This window comes from Loktanella fryxellensis, assembly GCF_900110065.1.
In the GTDB taxonomy this organism is placed as follows: domain Bacteria; phylum Pseudomonadota; class Alphaproteobacteria; order Rhodobacterales; family Rhodobacteraceae; genus Loktanella; species Loktanella fryxellensis.
The window spans coordinates 1-18,275 of the sequence record NZ_FOCI01000025.1; the positions used below are offsets into that span (position 1 = coordinate 1).

The following is an 18,275-nucleotide window of genomic DNA, read 5'->3' on the forward strand; positions in this document are numbered from 1 at the left end:
GAAACGATCGACGAGGCACACGCCTTCTGCCGCCGGTTCTTTACTTGGTACAACGAAGAGCATCATCACGCCGGTATCGGGTTAATGACCCCCGATCAGATCCACTTCGGACAGGCCAAGGCTATCTATGCTGCACGCCAGGAAACCCTCGATACTGCATTCCTCAACACGCCCGAGCGCTTCGTCCGCAAACCACCCAAACCGCCTCACATCCCAACGGCTGTCTGGATCAACCCACCAAAGCAAACGGAGTAAAACCAAGCTTAAAGTTCAATCGCCACTGTCTCAAAGTCGTTGACACGTTCCGCAGATCAGCCTGCCTGGCTCGCATCGCTTGGATCGGCACGTTCCGCTGACCGTGGCGGGCCCCGGCGACGCTGATGCAGCCTCGACTGACCTCGGTCCCACGACCCCGCAGCGATCAACCGATCCCGCCAGCGACCGCACGTCCAATCCTCATTGACACCGTCCTGCACGCGCGGCCGCCCCCTGCTCGACCCAGAACTTCTTCTGGTCAAAAATATCCCGGGGTCCGGGGCTGGCCCCGGCACCGACATCGCGCCGCACGCAAGTCACCCGTCCCGCCGCAACCCAGCTCAGGCGAACTTCGCCAGCCGGGCCTGCCGCAACCGGGCGAAATCGTCGCCCGCATGATAGGACGACCGGGTCAGCGGCGACGCGGAGACCATCAGGAACCCCTTGCCGTAGGCGGCCTTCTCGTAGCTGGCGAATTCGTCCGGCGTGACGAAGCGGTCGACCCGGTGGTGCTTGGGCGTCGGTTGCAGGTATTGGCCCACGGTCAGGAAATCGATGTCGGCGGCCCGCATGTCGTCCATCACCTGCATCACGCCCTGCCGATCCTCGCCCAAGCCCACCATGATCCCCGACTTGGTGAACATCGTGGGGTCAAGTTCCTTCACCCGCTGCAACAGGCGCAAGGAATGGAAATACCGCGCGCCGGGCCGGACTTCGGGATAGAGGCCGGGTACGGTCTCGAGGTTGTGGTTGAACACGTCGGGACGTGCGGCGACCACGACCTCCAGCACCGCAGGGTCGCAGCGGATGAAATCGGGGGTCAGGATCTCGATCGTGGTGTGCGGCGCCTGCCGGCGGATCGCGCGGATCGTCTGGGCAAAGTGTTCGGCCCCGCCGTCCGCGACGTCGTCGCGATCCACGGACGTGATGACCACATGCTTCAGCCCAAGCTTCTTCACCGCATCGGCGACGCGCCCCGGCTCGAACACGTCGAGCGCCTCTGGCGGCTTGCCCGTCGCGATGTTGCAGAAGGTGCAGGCGCGGGTGCAGACCTCGCCCATGATCATCATGGTGGCATGGCCCTGCGACCAGCATTCGCCGACGTTGGGGCAGCCCGCTTCCTCGCACACCGTCGTCACCTTGTGTTCGCGCATGATGTCGCGCGTCTGGCGATAGCCCTCGGACGTCGGCGCCTTGACCCGGATCCAGTCCGGCTTCTTGGGTTGGGCGTTGTCGGGGCGCGCGGCCTTTTCGGGGTGACGCTGGGCGGGGATCTTCAGGTCGCGGGACATGGCGGCTTTCCTGCTGTGATACGCAGCAGTTAGGCACGATACCCCGGAAAGTCCACCGGCCTTGCAGCCGCAGCAGGCGCATCGCCATTCTGCGACGTCCACGACGGACATCAGCGGATCTTCGGCCCGAACCTGCCGCTGACCTCTTCGTAATGCCGCAGCAGCCGTTGCATCGCGATGCGCAGCACGATCTTGCCGGACCGGGCCGACCAGCCCATGCGGCGTTCGGTGATCTCCAACCCCTCCAGCAGGCAGCAGCAGCGCAGCGCCGCATCCTGAAGCCCCGGTCCCAGATCGGTGAGCGCCGCCACGACCCGTGCCCGCGCCGCCGCCACACCCGGATGCAGCGCCTTGGCCGGTCCGGCGGCGAGCGCCGCTCGCCAGTCGTCGCCGACATCAGGGCCGGGCTGCGACAGCACGAAGTCCTCGCGCAACCGCTCTCCGACGCGGACCAGATCCCGGTCGAGGAAGGGGGCCCCCAGCCGGTCGCGCCGCCGGGACAGGCCGATCAGGGGCGTCTCGACCGCCACGACCCGCAGATGCGGCCCACCCTTCGGTTGCACCCATTCGCCGTTGGCCTCGTCGGTGCCGAACCCCCCGGCCCGGTTTTCGCACCGGGCGGTCAGCCGCCGCAGTTCGGTCCGGCCCGCGCCCGTGATGTGATAGCGCAGGATGCGCGCGTCGGGATCGTTGCAGGCGACCCAATCCTGCAGTGCCATGGCCTGCGCGATGTCCGCCTCGACCACGGCGGTGCGCAGCGTGCCGCCCGACCCGTCCTCGCGCACGATCACCGCGCTGTCCATGTCGCGGGCCACCGCCATCAGGGCCCCCGGTTCGCACAGCCGTCGCAGACAGTGCAGCGCCTCGCGGTTCAGGCGCGCCGGCGTCACGGCGTCAGGGCGCGTGCCCCGGCCGTCATCGGGGCAACCGTGGGCGTGACTGGGCTGGAAATGCGGCATGGCAGGACTTTCGCTGGAGGGGTCGCGGGACACCGTATCGGAGAGGATCCGCAGGGCGGCGTCGATCAGGGGGTCATCCCGGCGCGCCTCGCAGGCACGCACCTGACGCAGGATGGTCGACGGGTGGACGCAGCGTTGCCGGGCGATCGCCCGGATCGAGGTCCCGGCAACGGTATGGGCGAGGTAGTGGCGCACCTGTTCGGGCACCCATGCCACCGTCTCGCTCATCACGTGCCCTGTCATCGTCATGTGGTCAGCCCTCCGGCCAGTTCCCGCACGGTCCGTGCCGCCGGTCGGACATGCACAGATCGAACTATCTAAGTCGCTTAGATTAACTGATGGTTAATGTTCATATCCTGGTAACACATTGCCATTGAGAGATTAATCAAAGCCGCAGGGATCGTTCTGGCGATCCCGGCCCCGCGCAACGCCCCGCCGGATCGTGCAAGATGCAGTCCGGACAGCACATGCCAGCACGAGGGGATCGCACCATGCAGGATATCCAGTCACGGGTGAAACAGTTGAAACGGCCGGGGCTTCTGGTCAGGGCCGCGCTGTTCGGCGTGGACGAGTATCGCCGCAGCCGCGACCTGCAGCGGCTGCTGCCGGGCTTGGGGTCGGCGGCGCACGGGCCGGTCCTGATCGCCCTGCTGGAATCCGAGCGCGCGCTCGAAGACGAGCGAATCGCACACCAGATGGCCTACAGCGTCGCGCGTCACATCGACCTTTTGACCGCGATCATGGCGGAACACCGCGATTTCGAGGCGGTACAGCGGGCCCGCGCCCTGTCCTGACCGGCCACCGCACCCAAAGGCCTGCGCCCCGTGATTTTGGCGCGCGGGGCGCCTCCGGGTGTCGCCGCGGCCAGCCGAACCGGCAGAAACGCCACCAGCCGCGCGAGACCCGCATTGCGGTGCTGCGCGTTCCGACTTATGCCCACGGGCATGGACATCACCGATCATCAACGCCTGCTCATCATCGACTTCGGCTCTCAGGTCACGCAACTGATCGCGCGACGACTGCGCGAGCTGAACGTCTATTGCGAAATCCATCCGTTCCAGAACGTCACCGACGCGTTCCTGACCGACTTCGCCCCCCGCGCGGTGATCCTATCGGGCGGGCCGGACAGCGTGACGCGCGACGGCTCGCCGCGGGCACCGGATGCGGTGTTCACCCTTGGCGTGCCGGTGCTGGGCATCTGCTATGGCCAGCAGACCATGATGCAGCAACTGGGCGGCATGGTCGTCGGCGGCGAAGGAACCAAGGAATTCGGCCGCGCCTTCGTCACCGAATCTGCCCCGCTCGATCTGCTGGAAGGCTGGTTCCTGACCGACCGCGAACAGGTCTGGATGAGCCATGGCGACCACGTCAGCCAGATCGCACCCGGTTTCACCGTCTATGCCACTTCGCCCAACGCCCCCTTTGCGGTGATCGCGGATCAGGCGCGGCATTTCTACGGCGTGCAGTTTCACCCCGAGGTGCACCATACGCCCAACGGCGCGAAGCTGTATGAAAACTTCGTCCGAATCGCGGGCTTCACCGGCGACTGGACGATGGACGCCTACCGCGAACAGGCCATCGCTGCGATCCGGGCGCAGGTCGGGGACAAGCGCGTCATCTGCGCGCTGTCGGGCGGCGTGGACAGCTCCGTCACCGCGATCCTGCTGCACGAGGCGATCGGCGAACAGTTGACCTGCGTCTTCGTCGATCACGGCCTGCTGCGGCAGGGCGAGGCGGAGCAGGTCGTGACCATGTTCCGCGACCATTACAACCTGAACCTGATCCACGCCGACGAAAAGGACCTGTTCCTGGGGCGGCTGGAGGGGGTCAGCGACCCCGAGACCAAGCGCAAGATCATCGGCGGCCTGTTCATCGACGTGTTCCAGAAATACGCCAACGACATCGAGGGCGCGGAGTTTCTGGCGCAGGGCACCCTCTATCCCGACGTGATCGAATCGGTCAGCTTCTCCGGCGGGCCGAGTGTCACGATCAAGAGCCACCACAACGTCGGCGGCCTGCCCGAAAAGATGGGGCTCAAGCTGGTGGAGCCGCTGCGCGAGCTCTTCAAGGACGAGGTGCGTGTGCTGGGCGCGGAACTGGGCCTGCCGCCCAGCTTCATCGGGCGGCACCCGTTCCCCGGCCCCGGCCTTGCGATCCGCTGCCCCGGCGAGATCACCCGCGAAAAGCTGGAGATCCTGCGCCGTGCCGATGCGGTCTTTATCGACCAGATCCGGCGTCACGGCCTCTATGACGACATCTGGCAGGCCTTCGTGGCGATCCTGCCGGTGCGCACGGTGGGCGTGATGGGCGACGGGCGGACCTATGACTTCGCCTGCGCGCTGCGGGCGGTCACCTCGGTCGACGGCATGACGGCGGACTACTATCCGTTCACGCACGAGTTCCTGGGTGAAACCGCGACCCGCATCATCAACGAGGTTCAGGGCATCAACCGCGTGACCTACGACATCACCAGCAAGCCGCCGGGCACCATCGAATGGGAGTGATCCCGACCCGATGACCGCGACCCTGCGCGCCTGCCTGTGGATGATCGGCGCAGTGCTGTCGTTCACCGCCATGGCGATCGCCGGGCGGCAGGTCAGCACGGTCCACGACACGTTCGAGATCATGACCTATCGCAGCCTGCTGGGCATCGGCATTGTTTTTGCGGCAGCGCGAATCGCAGGCACCTGGCACGAGATCAACGGCCAGCAACTGGGGCTGCACGGTTTGCGCAACGTGGCGCATTTCACCGGTCAGAACCTGTGGTTCTATGCCATCGCCGTGCTGCCGCTGGCGCAGGTGTTCGCGTTGGAGTTCACGACGCCCATCTGGGTGTTGCTGCTGGCGCCGCTGCTGCTGGGCGAACGGTTGACGCGCATCGGGCTGATCGCCGCCTTGATCGGATTCGCGGGCGTGCTGGTCGTGACTCGCCCCGGCAGCACGCCATTGTCGCCAGGTGTGGTGGCGGCGGCGCTGTGTGCCGTGGGATTCGCCATCTCGGCCCTGCTGACGCGCAGGCTGACGCGGACGCAAAGTGTCACCTGCATCCTGTTCCACCTGTGCGTGATGCAGACCGCGTTCGGTCTGATCTGCGGGCTGATCGACGGGCAGATGGCATGGCCCAACCTGGCCACGCTGCCTTGGTTAACTGTCATCGGCGTCGCGGGTCTTTTTGCACATTTTTGCCTGACGACGGCGCTGGGGCTGGCCCCCGCCAGCACGGTGATGCCCGTCGATTACATCCGCCTGCCCGCCGCCGCCCTCGTCGGCGCGCTGCTGTATGGCGAGGCAATCGATCCGTTCATCCTGCTGGGTGCCGTGTTGATCATTGCAGGCAACATGCTGAACCTGACGCAACGACAGGCCAGCCCCACCGCAGCCCCCGTGCCATTGGGCAAACGGGACACAGATCAATCGCCCGCATCGCATTGACGCCGCGTCATTAATTGACGCATAACCCCTGCCCCGCCAACCTGTTCACGAGGGATCACAGTTCCGAGGGGGGAATACGACATGACGACCAAACTGACGCTGGCCGCAGGCCTGATGCTGAGCACGACGGCGGCCTATGCCGGCGGTATCGACCGCAATCTGACGAACTACGGCACCCTGTTCGAAAAGGGCAACTACGCAGAGCTGTCCTATTCCAGCGTGATGCCGGATGTGTCGGGTGCTTACGCTGGGACCACCGCAGCATTCGGGGCATCCACAGGCAACATGTCGCTGGACTTCAATACGCTGTCTGGCGCGCTGAAGTATGACCTTACCCCGCGTCTGGCGCTGGGCCTCTATTTCAACCAGCCCTTTGGTGCCGATGCCGAATACCCCGACGGCGCCTATCGCGGACTGGCGGCCGAATGGGATTCGAACGGCCAGACGATCATGATGAAATACGCGGTCACACCGAACATCAGCGTCTATGGCGGCGTGCGCAGCATCGAATCGCAGGCCAACATCCTGATCCCGAACCAGTTGATCGCCCAGCCCATCGCAGAGGCGCAAGCTGATGGTGCGCAGCAACTGGGTGCAGGAGCCGCGCGGGCGAATGCAGCTTTCGAAGCAGCGCGGGATGCCGCAGTCGAAGCCTTCACCGGAGGTGACGCCGTCCGCGGTGCCGCGTTGCAGGCACAGGCACAAGCTTTCGGTGCACAAGCGATTGACCTGCGCGATCGGGCGTTGGCGCTCGAGGCACAAGCGCGTGCAACGGCCGCAACCATCTCCCCCGCCACCAACGCCACCACCGGCCCGTTCACCTATCGTGCGAACACTGACAAGGACCGTCAGGAAAGCTATGTCATCGGTGCCGCCTATGAGCGCCCTGAGATCGCGCTGCGCGTCGCCTTGACCTACGAGGAAGGCTACACGCACGAGTTCGATGCCTCCGAGACCATCACGGCCACGGGTCTGGATCTGGACAGCACCCTCGAGATCGAGATGCCGGACGTGATCACCCTCGACTTCCAGACGGGTATCGCACCGGGCACGCTGGTCTTCGGCTCGATCCGCCACGCGACATGGAGCGACTGGCAAGTGGCCCCCGACGGCTATGTCGCGCTGACCGGCGAACGCGTCACCGGCATCGACAGCGACGTGACCACCTATCGCATCGGTATGGGCCGCCAGTTCAACGACCAGTTCTCGGGCTTCGCGCGGATCACCTACGAGGATCCGAACGGCGACGTGGCCTCGCGTCTGGCCCCCACGGACGGATCGCGGGCGTTCGGCTTTGGCGGCACCTATACCCGCGATGCGGTCAAGATCACCGGCGGCATCGAATACATCCAGTTCGGCGAAGCGACCGACGGCAGCGGCACCGTGTTCGCCGACAACGATGCGATCGGTCTCGGCCTGTCGGTCGGCTACCGCTTCTGATCCGTCAGCCATGACGGCGAAAGGCCCCGGCACAGCGCCGGGGCCTTTTGCATGTTCGTCTAGAGGTGATCCAGCACCGACCGCGCGGCGCGCAGGCCCGGTGCCTCTCCCCCCCGTCCCAGCCGGTCCATCGTCAGCGCCATCGCGGCCTGCTGCGCCTGCGGGCGCGCCAGCACGTCGCGCAGCCCGTCGGCGATTCGCGACGAGGTGCAATCGGGCCCGATGAATTCCGGCACGGTGCGCGTGTCTGACACGAGGTTCACCAGCGTCACCGTATCGACCAGCAGCATCCGCCCGATGATCTGCCGCGAAAGCCAGTTCATGTCATAGGCGATCGCCATGGGCGTGCCCGCCGCCGCGAGTTCCAGCGACACGGTGCCGGATGCGGCAAGGGCGACGTCGGCAGCGCGGAAGGCCGCACGCTTGGCCGCCGGATCGTCCGGGGCGACCAGCAGCGGATCGCCGGGCCAGCCCTGCACAGCCGCCGCGACCAGATCCGCCACGGGGGCCGCCACCGGCACCACCACACGCAGGCCCGGATGGGTCTGCGCCAACAGGTGCAGCGCGCCGCCAAAGCGGTCTGCCAGTCGCGTGACCTCGCCCCGCCGCGATCCGGGCAGGGCCAGCACGACGGGGCCGGTGCCAAGGGTCGCACGGAACACCGCCGCCTCGGCAACGCCCGCCAAGGGCTGCGCCACCACGGGATGGCCCACGAAATCGCAGGTCATGCCGGCGGCCTGCATCAAGGGCGGTTCGAACGGGAACAGGGCCAGCACGTGGTCGATGTGACGTGCCATCCGGGCCGCTCGCCCCGGCCGCCAGGCCCAGACCGTGGGGGCCACGTAGTGGATGGTGCGGATGGAGCTGCGTGCCTTGACCAGCTTTGCCACGCGCAGGCAGAAATCCGGGCTGTCGATGGTCAGCAGCACGTCGGGCCGGGTGTCCAGAACCGCCTGCGCGCACTGGGCGATCCGACGCTTCAGCGCGCGATACTTCGGCAGCACCTCGGCCAGCCCCATGACGCTGAGCTCGTCCATGGGGAACCTGCTGTCCAGACCCTGCGCCTGCATCAGCGGCCCGCCGACCCCATCAAAGGTCACGCCCGGTGCAAGGTCCCGCAGGCCCGCCATCACGGCCCCGCCAAGCGCATCGCCTGACGGCTCTCCTGCGATCACGAACACCTTCATCGCGCATCCCCTTCCCTGACCCACAGGAACATGCCCTGTGCATCCAGCACGTCGATCACCCCCGCGCGGTCCAGCACCATGACGCCGCCCGCCTCGATCACGAGGCCGGCCAGACCCGCCGCCGCCGCAGTGATGGCGGTGCCCACACCGATCACCGGCAGGTCAGCGCGGCGGTCCTGTGCGGGTTTCGGCGCCTTGAACAGGATCGCGCGGGACAGATCGACCTCTGGTGGGGGCGGCGGGGCGAACTGGTCGGCAATGGTGTCGATCACCCACCACAGGGGGTCGCCCTCCATCGGTTTTCGGGGTGTGACAGGGGTCAACCGGGCCAGCATCGCATCGGTGCCGGCATCATCCTCGGTCGCCAGCACGCGACCGTCCTGCACCACGCAGGCCTGTCCCAGATCGGCGGTGCCCATCAAGGCCACCTGCCCTTGGCCCATCAGCGCATCAAGGGTGTGACCCGGCCCCGGTTGTACGCGCGTCGGCACACCGGGCGGCGGCAGCAGGTCGGGGGCGACCTCGTGCGCCGCGACAACGGTGAACCCCTTTGCCTCCAGCACCGCGATGAACCCGCGCAGCGCGCCGTCGTCGCCGGATCGCATGGCGCGCAGGATCACCGGCACCAGCGGCACCGTGGCAAGGTCCAGCCTGCGCAGCCGTACCTGCGGTCGGCGCACGGCCCCCGCCATGCAGATATGTGTGATCCCCCGCGCCCGCAGATCCGCCAGAAACCCGCCGAGGCGTTCGATGGAAAATGTGACATCTGCAGTCACGCGTGGGGAAAACCCCTCCAACGCGCAGATCAGCGGGCGATCCGGCAGCGCCGTCACCAGTGCCGCCGGCAGATCGCCGGTGCCCGCGATCAGCGCCAGCATCAATGCGGCGTCAGGAAACTGCGGTCGCTTTGCCCGTGGATGAAGTCGAGCACCTGCTGCACCGCCGCATTGTCGGTCCCGGCCAGCGTGTCGGCACGGGCGTGGAACGTCCCCTCACCGTCGCGCAGCACGGCATAGGCACCCCGCAGCGCCGCGATGTCGGCCCGCGCCATGCCGCGCCGCTTGAGCCCGACAAGGTTCAACCCTTCGAGCTGCGCGCGTGGCCCCATGACCAGACCGTGCGGCAGCACGTCGTGGCCGACCATCGACAGCGCACCGATGATGGCCCCCTGACCGATCCGCACGAACTGGTGGATGCCGGACAGGCCGCCGACGATCACGTCATCCTCCAGCACGCAATGGCCCGCCACCGCGCTGGAATTAACGACGATCACACGGTCGCCCAGACGGCAGTCGTGGGCGACGTGACAGCCCGCCATCAGCAGGCAGTCGTCGCCGATGCGCGTGACGCCGCCGCCACCAGCGGTGCCGGTGTTCACGGTCACATGCTCTCGGATGCGGTTGCGCGCGCCGATGCGCAGTTGCGTGGGTTCGCCGTCGAATTTCAGGTCCTGCGGGACCTCTCCGATCACCGCGAAGGAGAAGATCACGGTCCCGTCGCCCACGTGGGTATCGCCGGTGATGACCACATGGCTTTTCAACACCACGTCCGCGCCCAGCACGACACGGGCGCCCACCACGCAGAACGGGCCGATCGTGCAGCCGGTGCCAAGGATGGCACCGTCCTCGACCAGAGCCGTCGGATGGACGGTCGCGGTCAACTGCGCATGTCCAGCATGGCGGCGAATTCGCATTCGCAGGCCAACTCGCCGTCGACCTCGGCACGGCCGTGGAACTTCCAGACCTTGGCCCCCGGCTTGCCGCGCAGGGTGGTAATCTTCATCGTCAGGCGGTCGCCGGGGATCACCTTGCGGCGGAACTTGCAGCCGTCGATCGACATGAAATAGATCAGCAGATCGCCGTTGATCAGCCCCATTGCGGCCCCCACCATGACGCCGGCGGTCTGTGCCATCGCCTCGATGATGGTGACGCCGGGCATGATCGGCGCACCGGGAAAGTGGCCCTGGAAATGCGGCTCGTTCATGCTGACGTTCTTGATGCCCACGGCCGAGGATGTGCCGTCGATCTGCGTCACGCGGTCCACCAGCAGGAACGGATAGCGGTGCGGCAGGATCGCCTGAATCATCTGGATGTCGCAATCGGCGACGGGCGTGGGGACGGTCTCGGTCATCTGGGTGGTGTCCTTTGCGGGCCGGACGCAAGGGGCGCGCCGCGATCTGATTAGCAAGCAGCCCCGACCCCGGCAAGGGTGGCGGCCATCAGGGCGTGCGGCTGTCCGCCGGGTCCGGACCGACCGCGTCATCCGGCAACACTTGCGTGGGTTCCGCCTGCGACGGTTGCGGATCGTCGGGCAGCGCGTCCAGCACCGTGGCGGCCGACCCGTCGTCGGGCGTCACAGGCGCAGGCAGCGTGGCACCGTCGATCAGGCGGGATGCGCCGTCGCCGGCCAGGGGACCGCCACCGTCACCGTCCAGCATCACCGCATCGACGCGGGCGATGGCGGCATCGGTGATGTCGCCCGCCGCCAGCGACAGGTAGACCGACCGTTCGTCGAGGACGACCACGGCACCGCGTTCCAGCATCAGCGTACCGATCACCTGCTGGGCTGCGGCAAAGAAATCAGTGCGCGCGGTGACCTGCGCTTGTTGCAATGAAAGTTCCTTGGCATCGCGCGCGCGGCGGATCGCCTGCACCCGGACATCGAACTCCAGCGCCTCGGTGCGGAACGCTTCCGGCGTCAGCGTCGGGCGACGCTGGGTCAGGCTGCGCTCCTCCTCGGTCAGGTCGGCGACGATGCGGTCGTTCTCGGCGTTCAATGCCGCCGTATCGGCGTCAAGGCCCGCCCTGATCTGCTGCGCATAGCGCGATTGTTCGTACAACCGTTCTGTGTTCAGCGTCAGGATCGGCAAGGGGCGCGCCGGTGTTGTCACGTCCTGCGCCCGCACGGCCCCCGTCATGGACAGGATCGCCGCAAGGCTCAGGACAACGCCGCGCAGTCGCATCAGAACGCGGTCGAGATCGTCACGTCGAAGGCCTTGGTCTCGTCGCGCTCCTCGGCCAGCAACGCTTCGGTGAAGTTGAAGCGCAGCGGACCCAGTGGCGTCGTCCAGAAGATCGACACGCCGGCCGTCGCACGGGCCGTGAAGTCGTTATAAAGGATGTCGGTGCCCGCAGGTCCGTCGCGGCCCACGTCCCAGACCGAGCCATAGTCGGCGAACACGCCGCCGGTGATGCCGTATTCCTCGGGCAGACCCAGCGGAAACTCCGCCTCCAGCCGTGCCACGGCGAAAGAGTTGCCACCCAGCGCATCATCGACGGTAACGTTGCCATCGTCATCCACCTGGAAGTCGCGCGGCCCCACGCCGTTGCCTTCGAATCCGCGGAACGTGTTGCCGTTCAGGAAGAAGCGGTCGGTGACGCGGCTGCTTCCCTCCTGATAGGACAGATGCCCGCCTTCGATCGTGGCGCGCAGGGTGACATCCTCGCTCAACACCCGGCGTTCGGCGGCGGCCAGTGCGGTCGTCTTGATGAAGCGGGTATCGCCGAACCCGAATTCCTGACCGAAGCGCACGACGACGCCTGCTGTGGGGTCCAGCCCGGTGCGGCGGTTGTCGAAGGAATAGGTATAGCCCAGCGACGTGGTAGTGACGGCATCGCCGTCAGCCTCTTCCTGAATAAAGGGGCTGATCCCTTCGGCCTCTCCCGTCAGGTCGGCGAAGGAGACGGCGACGAACGTGGATAGCCGCCCGCTCTCGCTCAACGGGAACGACAGGCTGGGGCTGACGCGGAAGTTTTCGGTATCGTAATCCGCGTTCTGGTTGTCGGTGGTGCGATAGCTCAGGTCGATGCCAGCCCGCAGGTCGCGGTCGAGGAAATTCGGCTCGCTGAACCCGAACTCGAACCGGCGGTTCGATGCACCCGTCCCGATCTGAAAGCTCAGCCCCTGACCGCGCCCGAGGAAGTTCGCCTCGCTGAAGCTCGCGACAAGGCCGATACCGTCGTCGGTGTTGTAGTTGGCCCCGAACGACAGCGACCCGGTCGGTGCCTCTTCGACGTTCACGTCGACGATGACCTGATCGGGGGTCGTGCCCTCGCGCGCCTCGACCTCGGCCGTGCTGAAGAAGCCGAGCGCCCGGATGCGGTCGGCGGCCTGACGGATTTCGCGCGGATTGAACGGATCGCCTTCGACGGTGCGGAACTGGTTGCGCACGACCCGGTCGAGGGTGGTCGAGTTGCCTTCGATGTCGATGCGTTCGACGAAGATGCGCGGGCCGCGGACCAGTTGGTAATCGACGTTCAGCGACAAATCTCGGTCGTTGCGCGTAATCACCGGTTCAACCGCGACGAAGGTCAGGCCCTGCTGGATCGCAAGCCGTTCCAGCCGCGCGATGTCGCGGTCGACCTGACCGGGGGAATAGGACGTGCCAGTGCGCGTCGTCAGCGCCCGGCGGAAGCTGTCCACATCGACTTCCGGCAGGGCGGAACTTGCGCCGACGTTGCCAAAGGTGAACTGCTGGCCTTCCTGGATGTTGTAGGTGATCAGGAACGCATCGCGTTCGCGCGTCAGCGTTACATCGACGTTCTGCAGGGTGAAATCGGCAAAGCCGCGCGACTGATAGAAATCGGTCAGCACCTGCTTGTCGAAACCCACCCGCTCTTCGGAATAGGTGTCGCGGCTGATGATGGCGCGCAGCAGGCCCGCCTGCTTGGTTTCCAGCACGCCGCGCAGACGCCGGTCAGAGAAGGAGCGGTTGCCGACGAACCCGATGCGCTGCACCTCGGTGACGCCGGACTCGCGCACTTCGAACACCAGATCGACGCGGTTGTCGGGCAGGCGGATGATGCGCGGCGTGACAGAGGCGTTGATCCGCCCGTTCTGCGCATAAAGGCCGGTGATCGTGGCGGTGTCGCGTTCCACCACGGCGGGCGAATAGATGCGGCGCGGCTGGCTCTGGATCAGGGGCAGGAATTCGGCGTCGCGCAGGCGGCGGTTGCCTTCGATGCTGATCTGGTTGACGGTCGGGAACTCGACCACGGCAATCGCCAGCGTGCCGCCCTGCGCCTGCACATCGACGCTTTCGAACAGGCCAGAGGCGCGGATGTTCTGACCGGCGGCGTTCAGCTGGTCGGCACTCACCGCCTCGCCCTGCGCAATGCCCGCATAGGTCAGGATCGTGCTGGTCGCGACACGCTGGTTGCCGGACACCTGCACGGCGTTGAAAACCTGGGTTTGTGCAAGTACTGCAGAGGCTTGCAGGACAAGCCCCATGGCGGTGGCGGCGACAAGACCCCGCATGGTCCGCGTCGAGCCTGACGCCAACGCGCCCCAAGTTGTCTTCGTCATGTGTGCGCCTGCAATCCGTCTAGCCCCGTTCCTTTTGGATTACCGGGTCCGCTCGGGGATGTCAAAACCAACGAACGACCGACGGGGGCTTGCCGCCACCCTGTGTCACAGGTGCGGCAGCGTCAGATCAGTGCCACCCAGGCCCCGGCATAGAGCGCCGCCACAAGGGCCGCCGTCATCAACAGCCGGTCCCATGTCAGTAGCACAAGCGTGGCAAGGCCGGTCGGCCGAACGGTCATGGTGGTCATCGCGCGCTCCCATTCAGGTAAGTGTCTTGCGATTACCGGCCAATCGGGCCGAAATTATGGCAAGGACGCCGCGCCAGTGGCCGGTGCGCGCACCCGCAGGGTCATGGGCACAGGAACATGTCGTTGACGAGGGAGAACACCATCAGCGACAGGATGACCGTCAGGCCTGCGAACATCATCGCGTTCATCGCCCGGTCCGACGGCTTGCGCCGCGTCACACCCTCGTAGGCATAGAACAGCAGGTGCCCGCCGTCGAGGATCGGGATCGGGAACAGGTTCATCAGACCCACGCCCGCCGACAGGATCGCGATGAAGCTCATGTAGGACGCCAGCCCCTGCCCCGCCATCGTGGCACTGGTTTCCGCGATACCCACGGGGCCGGACAGGCTGCAGGTCGAGATGTCGCCCGCGATCATGTGCGACAGGGCCGAGAGCGACAGGGTGATGGTGAACCACAGCTGCTGTGTACCCTGCCACAGGGCGGTCCAGGGGGCCACGCGATCCGTCGCCGTCTGAAAGAACAGATCGCCGTTCAGCCCCAGCAGCCAGCGGGTGTCGAAGGTGCCGTCCGCCTGCGGCAGGTCCACGCGGCGCGGCGCCAGCGTCACGTCGCGCACCGTGCCGTCGCGCCAGACGGTCATGTCCAACGGCTGTCCGTCAGACGCGTTCACCACGTCGATGATCTGGCGGAACGCAAAGATAGGCTGGCCGTCGATGGTCGTGATGACATCGCCGATCCGCAGCCCTGCGTCGTCGGCGGCAGACCGGGGCGCGATACCGGATGCGCGGGGCGGCAGCGGATAGGGTCCCTGCACCACGATCTCGGCCCCGTCGCGGCGCACCGTATAATCGACACGGTCCGTCACGGGCAGGGTATCGAGGCTGTCTTCGCCGCCCATGGCGATGTCGCCGATCATCAGCAATTCGTCGCCCGGTTGCAGGTCGGACGCATATGCGGGCGGCAATGCCACCCCGGCCGCGTAGGTGACCGGGTCGCGCGGCTGGCCGCTGACCATCAGGAACGCTGCGAACAGCACGATGGCCAGGATGAAATTGAACACCGGCCCCGCCGCCACCGTCACGACGCGCGCCCACAGCGGTGCGCCCAGCATCGTCTGGCGCTGCGTAAAGCCCGCGACCGTATCGGTGCCCCCGACCGAGGCCGCATTGGCATCGCCCAGAAACTTGACAAAGCCGCCGAACGGCAGCGCCGCCACCTGCCACACCGTGCCGCGTCGATCGGTGCGGGCATACAGCACCGGACCGAAGCCCAGCGAGAACACCTCGGCATGGATGCCGGACCAACGGCCCACGATGTAGTGGCCGTATTCGTGGATCGCCACGATGATCGACAAAGACACGACGAAGGCTGCGATGGTGAACAGGCCGCCGCCCAGTTGCGGCACGAGTTGCGTCAATTCCACGTCTTCATCCCCGGTCTGCCAAATGTTCCGATACGCGCAGGCGCGTCATGCGGTCTGTGTCCATGATCGTATCGAGTGACAATGGGGCATTGTGTTGCCCCCCCTGCGCCGACATCACGTCAAGCATGTGCGCCACGACGTCGGCCATTTCCATGAACCCGATGCGCCCGGCGATAAAGGCATCGAGCGCCGCTTCCTTGGCCGCGTTGAACACGGCGCCCATCAGGCCCTGCGCCGCCATCACCTCTCGCGCAAGGCGCAGGGCGGGCCAGCGCACCTCGTCCGCCGGGCGGAAGCTCAGCGTGCCGATCGCCGCCAGATCGAGGCGGGCCACCGGCAGGTGCCGCCGGTCCGGCCAGTGCAACGCATAGCCGATGGCGTGGCGCATGTCGGGCGGACCCACATGCGCCATGAGCGCGCCGTCGTTGAACCCCACGAGCGCATGCACCAGCGATTCCGGATGTACGATGGCCTCGATCCGTGCGGGGTCGATACCGAAGAACTCGCGCGTCTCGATCAGCTCCAGCGCCTTGTTGAACATCGAGGCGGAGTCGATGGTGATGCGCTGGCCCATATCCCAGTTCGGGTGGCTGGCGGCCTGCGCCGGCGTGGCCGCAGCCAGCGCGTCCAGCGGCCAGTCGCGGAACGCGCCGCCCGACGCGGTGATGACGATGCGCTCGACCGCCGACATATCCTCGCCCACCAGAGCTTGGAACACGGCGGAATGTTCGCTGTCCACCGGCAGGATCGTGGCCCCATGTGCCGCCGCATGCGACATCAGCAGCGGGCCCGCCGTCACCAGCGATTCCTTGTTCGCCAATGCCAGCGTCGTGCCCTGTTCCAGCGCCGCCATGCCCGGCGGCAGACCGGCCGCGCCCACGATCGCGGACATGATCCAGTCTGCGGGCCTGCGTGCGGCATCGACGATGGCGTCCGGTCCGCAGGCGGTCTCGATTCCAGTGCCCGCCAGCAGGTCGCGCAAGGCGGGCAGTGCTGTTGGATCGTTGACCACGGCCACGGCGGCGCGCAGATCGATGGCGTCGCGCGCCAGTTGTGCGACATTGCTGCCACCGGTCAGCGCCACCACGTCATAGGCGCCCGGATCGCGGCGGATCAGGTCGATGGTGCTCTGGCCGATGGATCCGGTGGCCCCGAGGATCGTGATCCGCCTCAAAAGGCCACACCGGGAATGTCGAACATGCCCGCCACGAACAGCATGAACAGCGATGCCCCCAGCAGCCCGTCGAACCGGTCGAACAGCCCGCCGTGACCGGGGATCAGGGTCGAGCTGTCCTTGACCCGCATCCGCCGTTTCAAGGCACTTTCGGCCACGTCGCCCATCTGGCTGGCAAAGCTCAATGCGATGGACAGCGGCACGATGGCCCAGCCCGCGTTGGTCTGGAACACGAAGACGCTGCCCATCAGCGCCGCCGCAGCCCAGCCGCCCGCCGTGCCGGACCACGTCTTTTTCGGGCTGACCTTCGGCCAGAACTTCGGCCCGCCCACGGCCCGGCCAATGAGATAGCCGAACACGTCGGTCGCCACGACGACACAGATCACCCACAGGATCCAGATGAAGCCGTTTTCGGCGCGGAACGTCACCAGACCCCAGGCCGCCACCTGAACGCCCAGCGCAAAGCAGAAGAACGACAGCCGCTCATGCTTGACCCGCCACGATCCGATGATCGGCACGATCAGGAACATCAGCAAGCCGGGGCCGGTCGCATAGGCCAGCATCCCCGACAGCACGGACGCGGTCAGCGCCGCCTGCAACATGCCCTGCGTCGGCAGGTCCGGGGCGATCATCATCCAAAGTTCCCAGATCAGGACGGCGGTGACAAAGACCACCATCATCTGGAACCAGATCCCGCCCAGCATGACGGCCACGGCCCCCACCACGACCATCGCGGCGCTGGAGGCGACTCGGATCGTCAAATCGTCCCATTTGCCGGGATCGGTCGGCATCCGCACCGTCACGTCAGGCCAGCACCGCACCGAAACGGCGCTCGCGCTTGCCATAGCCCGCCAGCACGTCGGCAAAGACCTGTGCGGTGAAGTCGGGCCACAGCGTGTCGATGAACTCGTATTCCGCATAGGCCGACTGCCACAGCAGGAAATTGCTGATCCGGGCCTCGCCGCTGGTGCGGATCACCAGATCGGGGTCCGGCAGGAAGCGGGTGTCGAGGAACTTGGCCAGCGTCTCGGCGTCCACGTCCTTGTAGGACAGCCGCCCCTGTTCCACCTCGAAGGCCAGACGCTGCGCCGCACGGGTGACCTCGTCGCGGCCGCCGTAGTTCAGCGCGATGGTCAGGTGTACCCTGTCGTTGCCCGCCGTCAGCAGCTCCAGGTTGTCCATCAGCCGCACGAGCTTCTCGTCCAGCTTCACCCGGTCGCCGATGAACCGGACCCGCACGCCTTCGTCGAACAGATCGCGCGCCTCGCGCATGATGTAGCGGCGGAACAGTGCCATCAGGCCGGACACCTCGGTCTGGGTCCGCTTCCAGTTTTCGGTCGAGAAGGCGAAGATCGTCAGATACTTGACGTCATGGTCCGGACAGGCGCGCACGATCTCCCGCACCCGCTTGGCACCCGCATGGTGGCCGAACAGGCGCGGCCGGCCCCGCTGTTGCGCCCAGCGCCCGTTGCCGTCCATGATGACGGCGACGTGGCCGGGCCCGCCGGTGGTCGTGTGCGGTGTGGTGGTGTCGCGTGTCGGCATGGTGCCTCTTTTCGT

Annotated in this window: 17 protein-coding genes and 1 pseudogene; 5 read left to right on the plus strand and 13 right to left on the minus strand. The window is 66.5% G+C overall.

Going from position 1 to position 18,275, the window contains the following annotated elements; all coding sequences use genetic code 11:
- Window positions 1–255: pseudogene (locus tag BMX16_RS17660) on the plus strand (IS3 family transposase); the annotation flags it as partial.
- A 341-nt stretch (window positions 256–596) separates the two neighbouring features.
- Here the strand turns inward: BMX16_RS17660 and lipA are convergent.
- Window positions 597–1,547, minus strand: coding sequence for a lipoyl synthase (gene lipA, locus BMX16_RS14570; RefSeq protein ID WP_089905101.1), 951 nt, complete (start codon window positions 1,545–1,547; stop codon window positions 597–599).
- A gap of 110 nt (window positions 1,548–1,657) precedes the next feature.
- Window positions 1,658–2,755 (minus strand): DUF6456 domain-containing protein, encoded by a 1,098-nt coding sequence (locus BMX16_RS14575; protein WP_089905103.1) that lies wholly within the window; start codon window positions 2,753–2,755, stop codon window positions 1,658–1,660.
- A gap of 242 nt (window positions 2,756–2,997) precedes the next feature.
- Between BMX16_RS14575 and BMX16_RS14580 the strand changes: the two genes are divergently transcribed.
- The 4 genes from BMX16_RS14580 to BMX16_RS14595 all read left to right on the plus strand — a co-directional run bounded on the left by BMX16_RS14580 (window position 2,998) and on the right by BMX16_RS14595 (window position 7,378).
- Window positions 2,998–3,300 (plus strand): DUF6477 family protein, encoded by a 303-nt coding sequence (locus tag BMX16_RS14580; protein WP_089905105.1) that lies wholly within the window; start codon window positions 2,998–3,000, stop codon window positions 3,298–3,300.
- Between the two features lie 156 nt (window positions 3,301–3,456).
- The gene (gene guaA, locus BMX16_RS14585; protein WP_483869199.1) at window positions 3,457–5,010 is read left to right on the plus strand and encodes a glutamine-hydrolyzing GMP synthase; all 1,554 of its coding nucleotides are present in this window, start codon (window positions 3,457–3,459) and stop codon (window positions 5,008–5,010) included.
- Between the two features lie 10 nt (window positions 5,011–5,020).
- Window positions 5,021–5,938, plus strand: coding sequence for a DMT family transporter (locus BMX16_RS14590; protein WP_089905108.1), 918 nt, complete (start codon window positions 5,021–5,023; stop codon window positions 5,936–5,938).
- An 81-nt stretch (window positions 5,939–6,019) separates the two neighbouring features.
- Window positions 6,020–7,378 carry a hypothetical protein gene (locus BMX16_RS14595; protein ID WP_089905111.1) on the plus strand — a complete coding sequence of 453 codons (1,359 nt, stop codon included), beginning with the start codon at window positions 6,020–6,022 and terminating at the stop codon, window positions 7,376–7,378.
- Window positions 7,379–7,437: 59 nt separating this feature from the next.
- Here the strand turns inward: BMX16_RS14595 and lpxB are convergent, their stop codons facing one another.
- The 11 genes from lpxB to uppS all read right to left on the minus strand — a co-directional run bounded on the left by lpxB (window position 7,438) and on the right by uppS (window position 18,260).
- The gene (lpxB, locus tag BMX16_RS14600) at window positions 7,438–8,565 is read right to left on the minus strand and encodes a lipid-A-disaccharide synthase (RefSeq protein ID WP_089905113.1); all 1,128 of its coding nucleotides are present in this window, start codon (window positions 8,563–8,565) and stop codon (window positions 7,438–7,440) included.
- Window positions 8,562–9,443 (minus strand): LpxI family protein, encoded by an 882-nt coding sequence (locus BMX16_RS14605; RefSeq protein WP_089905115.1) that lies wholly within the window; start codon window positions 9,441–9,443, stop codon window positions 8,562–8,564. Before BMX16_RS14605 ends, lpxB begins: the two co-directional genes overlap by 4 nt.
- Window positions 9,443–10,258 (minus strand): acyl-ACP--UDP-N-acetylglucosamine O-acyltransferase, encoded by an 816-nt coding sequence (gene lpxA / locus BMX16_RS14610; protein WP_089905117.1) that lies wholly within the window; start codon window positions 10,256–10,258, stop codon window positions 9,443–9,445. The genes BMX16_RS14605 and lpxA overlap by 1 nt, the downstream gene beginning before the upstream one ends.
- Complete coding sequence (fabZ, locus tag BMX16_RS14615; RefSeq protein WP_089905119.1) at window positions 10,222–10,695, minus strand: 3-hydroxyacyl-ACP dehydratase FabZ; 474 nt, start codon at window positions 10,693–10,695, stop codon at window positions 10,222–10,224. The genes lpxA and fabZ overlap by 37 nt, the downstream gene beginning before the upstream one ends.
- 88 nt (window positions 10,696–10,783) lie before the next feature.
- Entirely contained in the window at window positions 10,784–11,527 is a 744-nt protein-coding gene (locus BMX16_RS14620) for an OmpH/Skp family outer membrane protein (RefSeq protein WP_089905121.1), read from the minus strand.
- Entirely contained in the window at window positions 11,527–13,869 is a 2,343-nt protein-coding gene (gene bamA, locus BMX16_RS14625) for an outer membrane protein assembly factor BamA (RefSeq protein WP_089905123.1), read from the minus strand. Before bamA ends, BMX16_RS14620 begins: the two co-directional genes overlap by 1 nt.
- Before the next feature lie 122 nt (window positions 13,870–13,991).
- Complete coding sequence (locus tag BMX16_RS18260) at window positions 13,992–14,117, minus strand: hypothetical protein (RefSeq protein WP_281242614.1); 126 nt, start codon at window positions 14,115–14,117, stop codon at window positions 13,992–13,994.
- Window positions 14,118–14,218: 101 nt separating this feature from the next.
- A complete protein-coding gene (gene rseP, locus BMX16_RS14630; protein WP_089905125.1) occupies window positions 14,219–15,541 on the minus strand; it encodes an RIP metalloprotease RseP in 1,323 nt (440 codons plus the stop codon).
- Window positions 15,542–15,545: 4 nt separating this feature from the next.
- A complete protein-coding gene (dxr, locus tag BMX16_RS14635; protein ID WP_089905128.1) occupies window positions 15,546–16,715 on the minus strand; it encodes a 1-deoxy-D-xylulose-5-phosphate reductoisomerase in 1,170 nt (389 codons plus the stop codon).
- Entirely contained in the window at window positions 16,712–17,506 is a 795-nt protein-coding gene (locus BMX16_RS14640; protein ID WP_089905163.1) for a phosphatidate cytidylyltransferase, read from the minus strand. Before BMX16_RS14640 ends, dxr begins: the two co-directional genes overlap by 4 nt.
- 13 nt (window positions 17,507–17,519) lie before the next feature.
- Entirely contained in the window at window positions 17,520–18,260 is a 741-nt protein-coding gene (gene uppS, locus BMX16_RS14645) for a polyprenyl diphosphate synthase (protein WP_089905130.1), read from the minus strand.
- Window positions 18,261–18,275: the final 15 nt, after the last annotated feature.

What these genes read in the sequence shown, in the direction of transcription:
- lipA (WP_089905101.1), bottom strand. Translation starts at nt 1,547, where the DNA reads ATGTCCCGCGACCTGAAGATCCCCGCCCAGCGTCACCCCGAAAAGGCC.
- BMX16_RS14575 (WP_089905103.1), bottom strand. Translation starts at nt 2,755, where the DNA reads ATGACGATGACAGGGCACGTGATGAGCGAGACGGTGGCATGGGTGCCC.
- BMX16_RS14580 (WP_089905105.1), top strand. Translation starts at nt 2,998, where the DNA reads ATGCAGGATATCCAGTCACGGGTGAAACAGTTGAAACGGCCGGGGCTT.
- BMX16_RS14590 (WP_089905108.1), top strand. Translation starts at nt 5,021, where the DNA reads ATGACCGCGACCCTGCGCGCCTGCCTGTGGATGATCGGCGCAGTGCTG.
- BMX16_RS14595 (WP_089905111.1), top strand. Translation starts at nt 6,020, where the DNA reads ATGACGACCAAACTGACGCTGGCCGCAGGCCTGATGCTGAGCACGACG.
- lpxB (WP_089905113.1), bottom strand. Translation starts at nt 8,565, where the DNA reads ATGAAGGTGTTCGTGATCGCAGGAGAGCCGTCAGGCGATGCGCTTGGC.
- BMX16_RS14605 (WP_089905115.1), bottom strand. Translation starts at nt 9,443, where the DNA reads ATGCTGGCGCTGATCGCGGGCACCGGCGATCTGCCGGCGGCACTGGTG.
- lpxA (WP_089905117.1), bottom strand. Translation starts at nt 10,258, where the DNA reads ATGCGAATTCGCCGCCATGCTGGACATGCGCAGTTGACCGCGACCGTC.
- fabZ (WP_089905119.1), bottom strand. Translation starts at nt 10,695, where the DNA reads ATGACCGAGACCGTCCCCACGCCCGTCGCCGATTGCGACATCCAGATG.
- BMX16_RS14620 (WP_089905121.1), bottom strand. Translation starts at nt 11,527, where the DNA reads ATGCGACTGCGCGGCGTTGTCCTGAGCCTTGCGGCGATCCTGTCCATG.
- bamA (WP_089905123.1), bottom strand. Translation starts at nt 13,869, where the DNA reads ATGACGAAGACAACTTGGGGCGCGTTGGCGTCAGGCTCGACGCGGACC.
- BMX16_RS18260 (WP_281242614.1), bottom strand. Translation starts at nt 14,117, where the DNA reads ATGACCACCATGACCGTTCGGCCGACCGGCCTTGCCACGCTTGTGCTA.
- BMX16_RS14640 (WP_089905163.1), bottom strand. Translation starts at nt 17,506, where the DNA reads ATGCCGACCGATCCCGGCAAATGGGACGATTTGACGATCCGAGTCGCC.
- uppS (WP_089905130.1), bottom strand. Translation starts at nt 18,260, where the DNA reads ATGCCGACACGCGACACCACCACACCGCACACGACCACCGGCGGGCCC.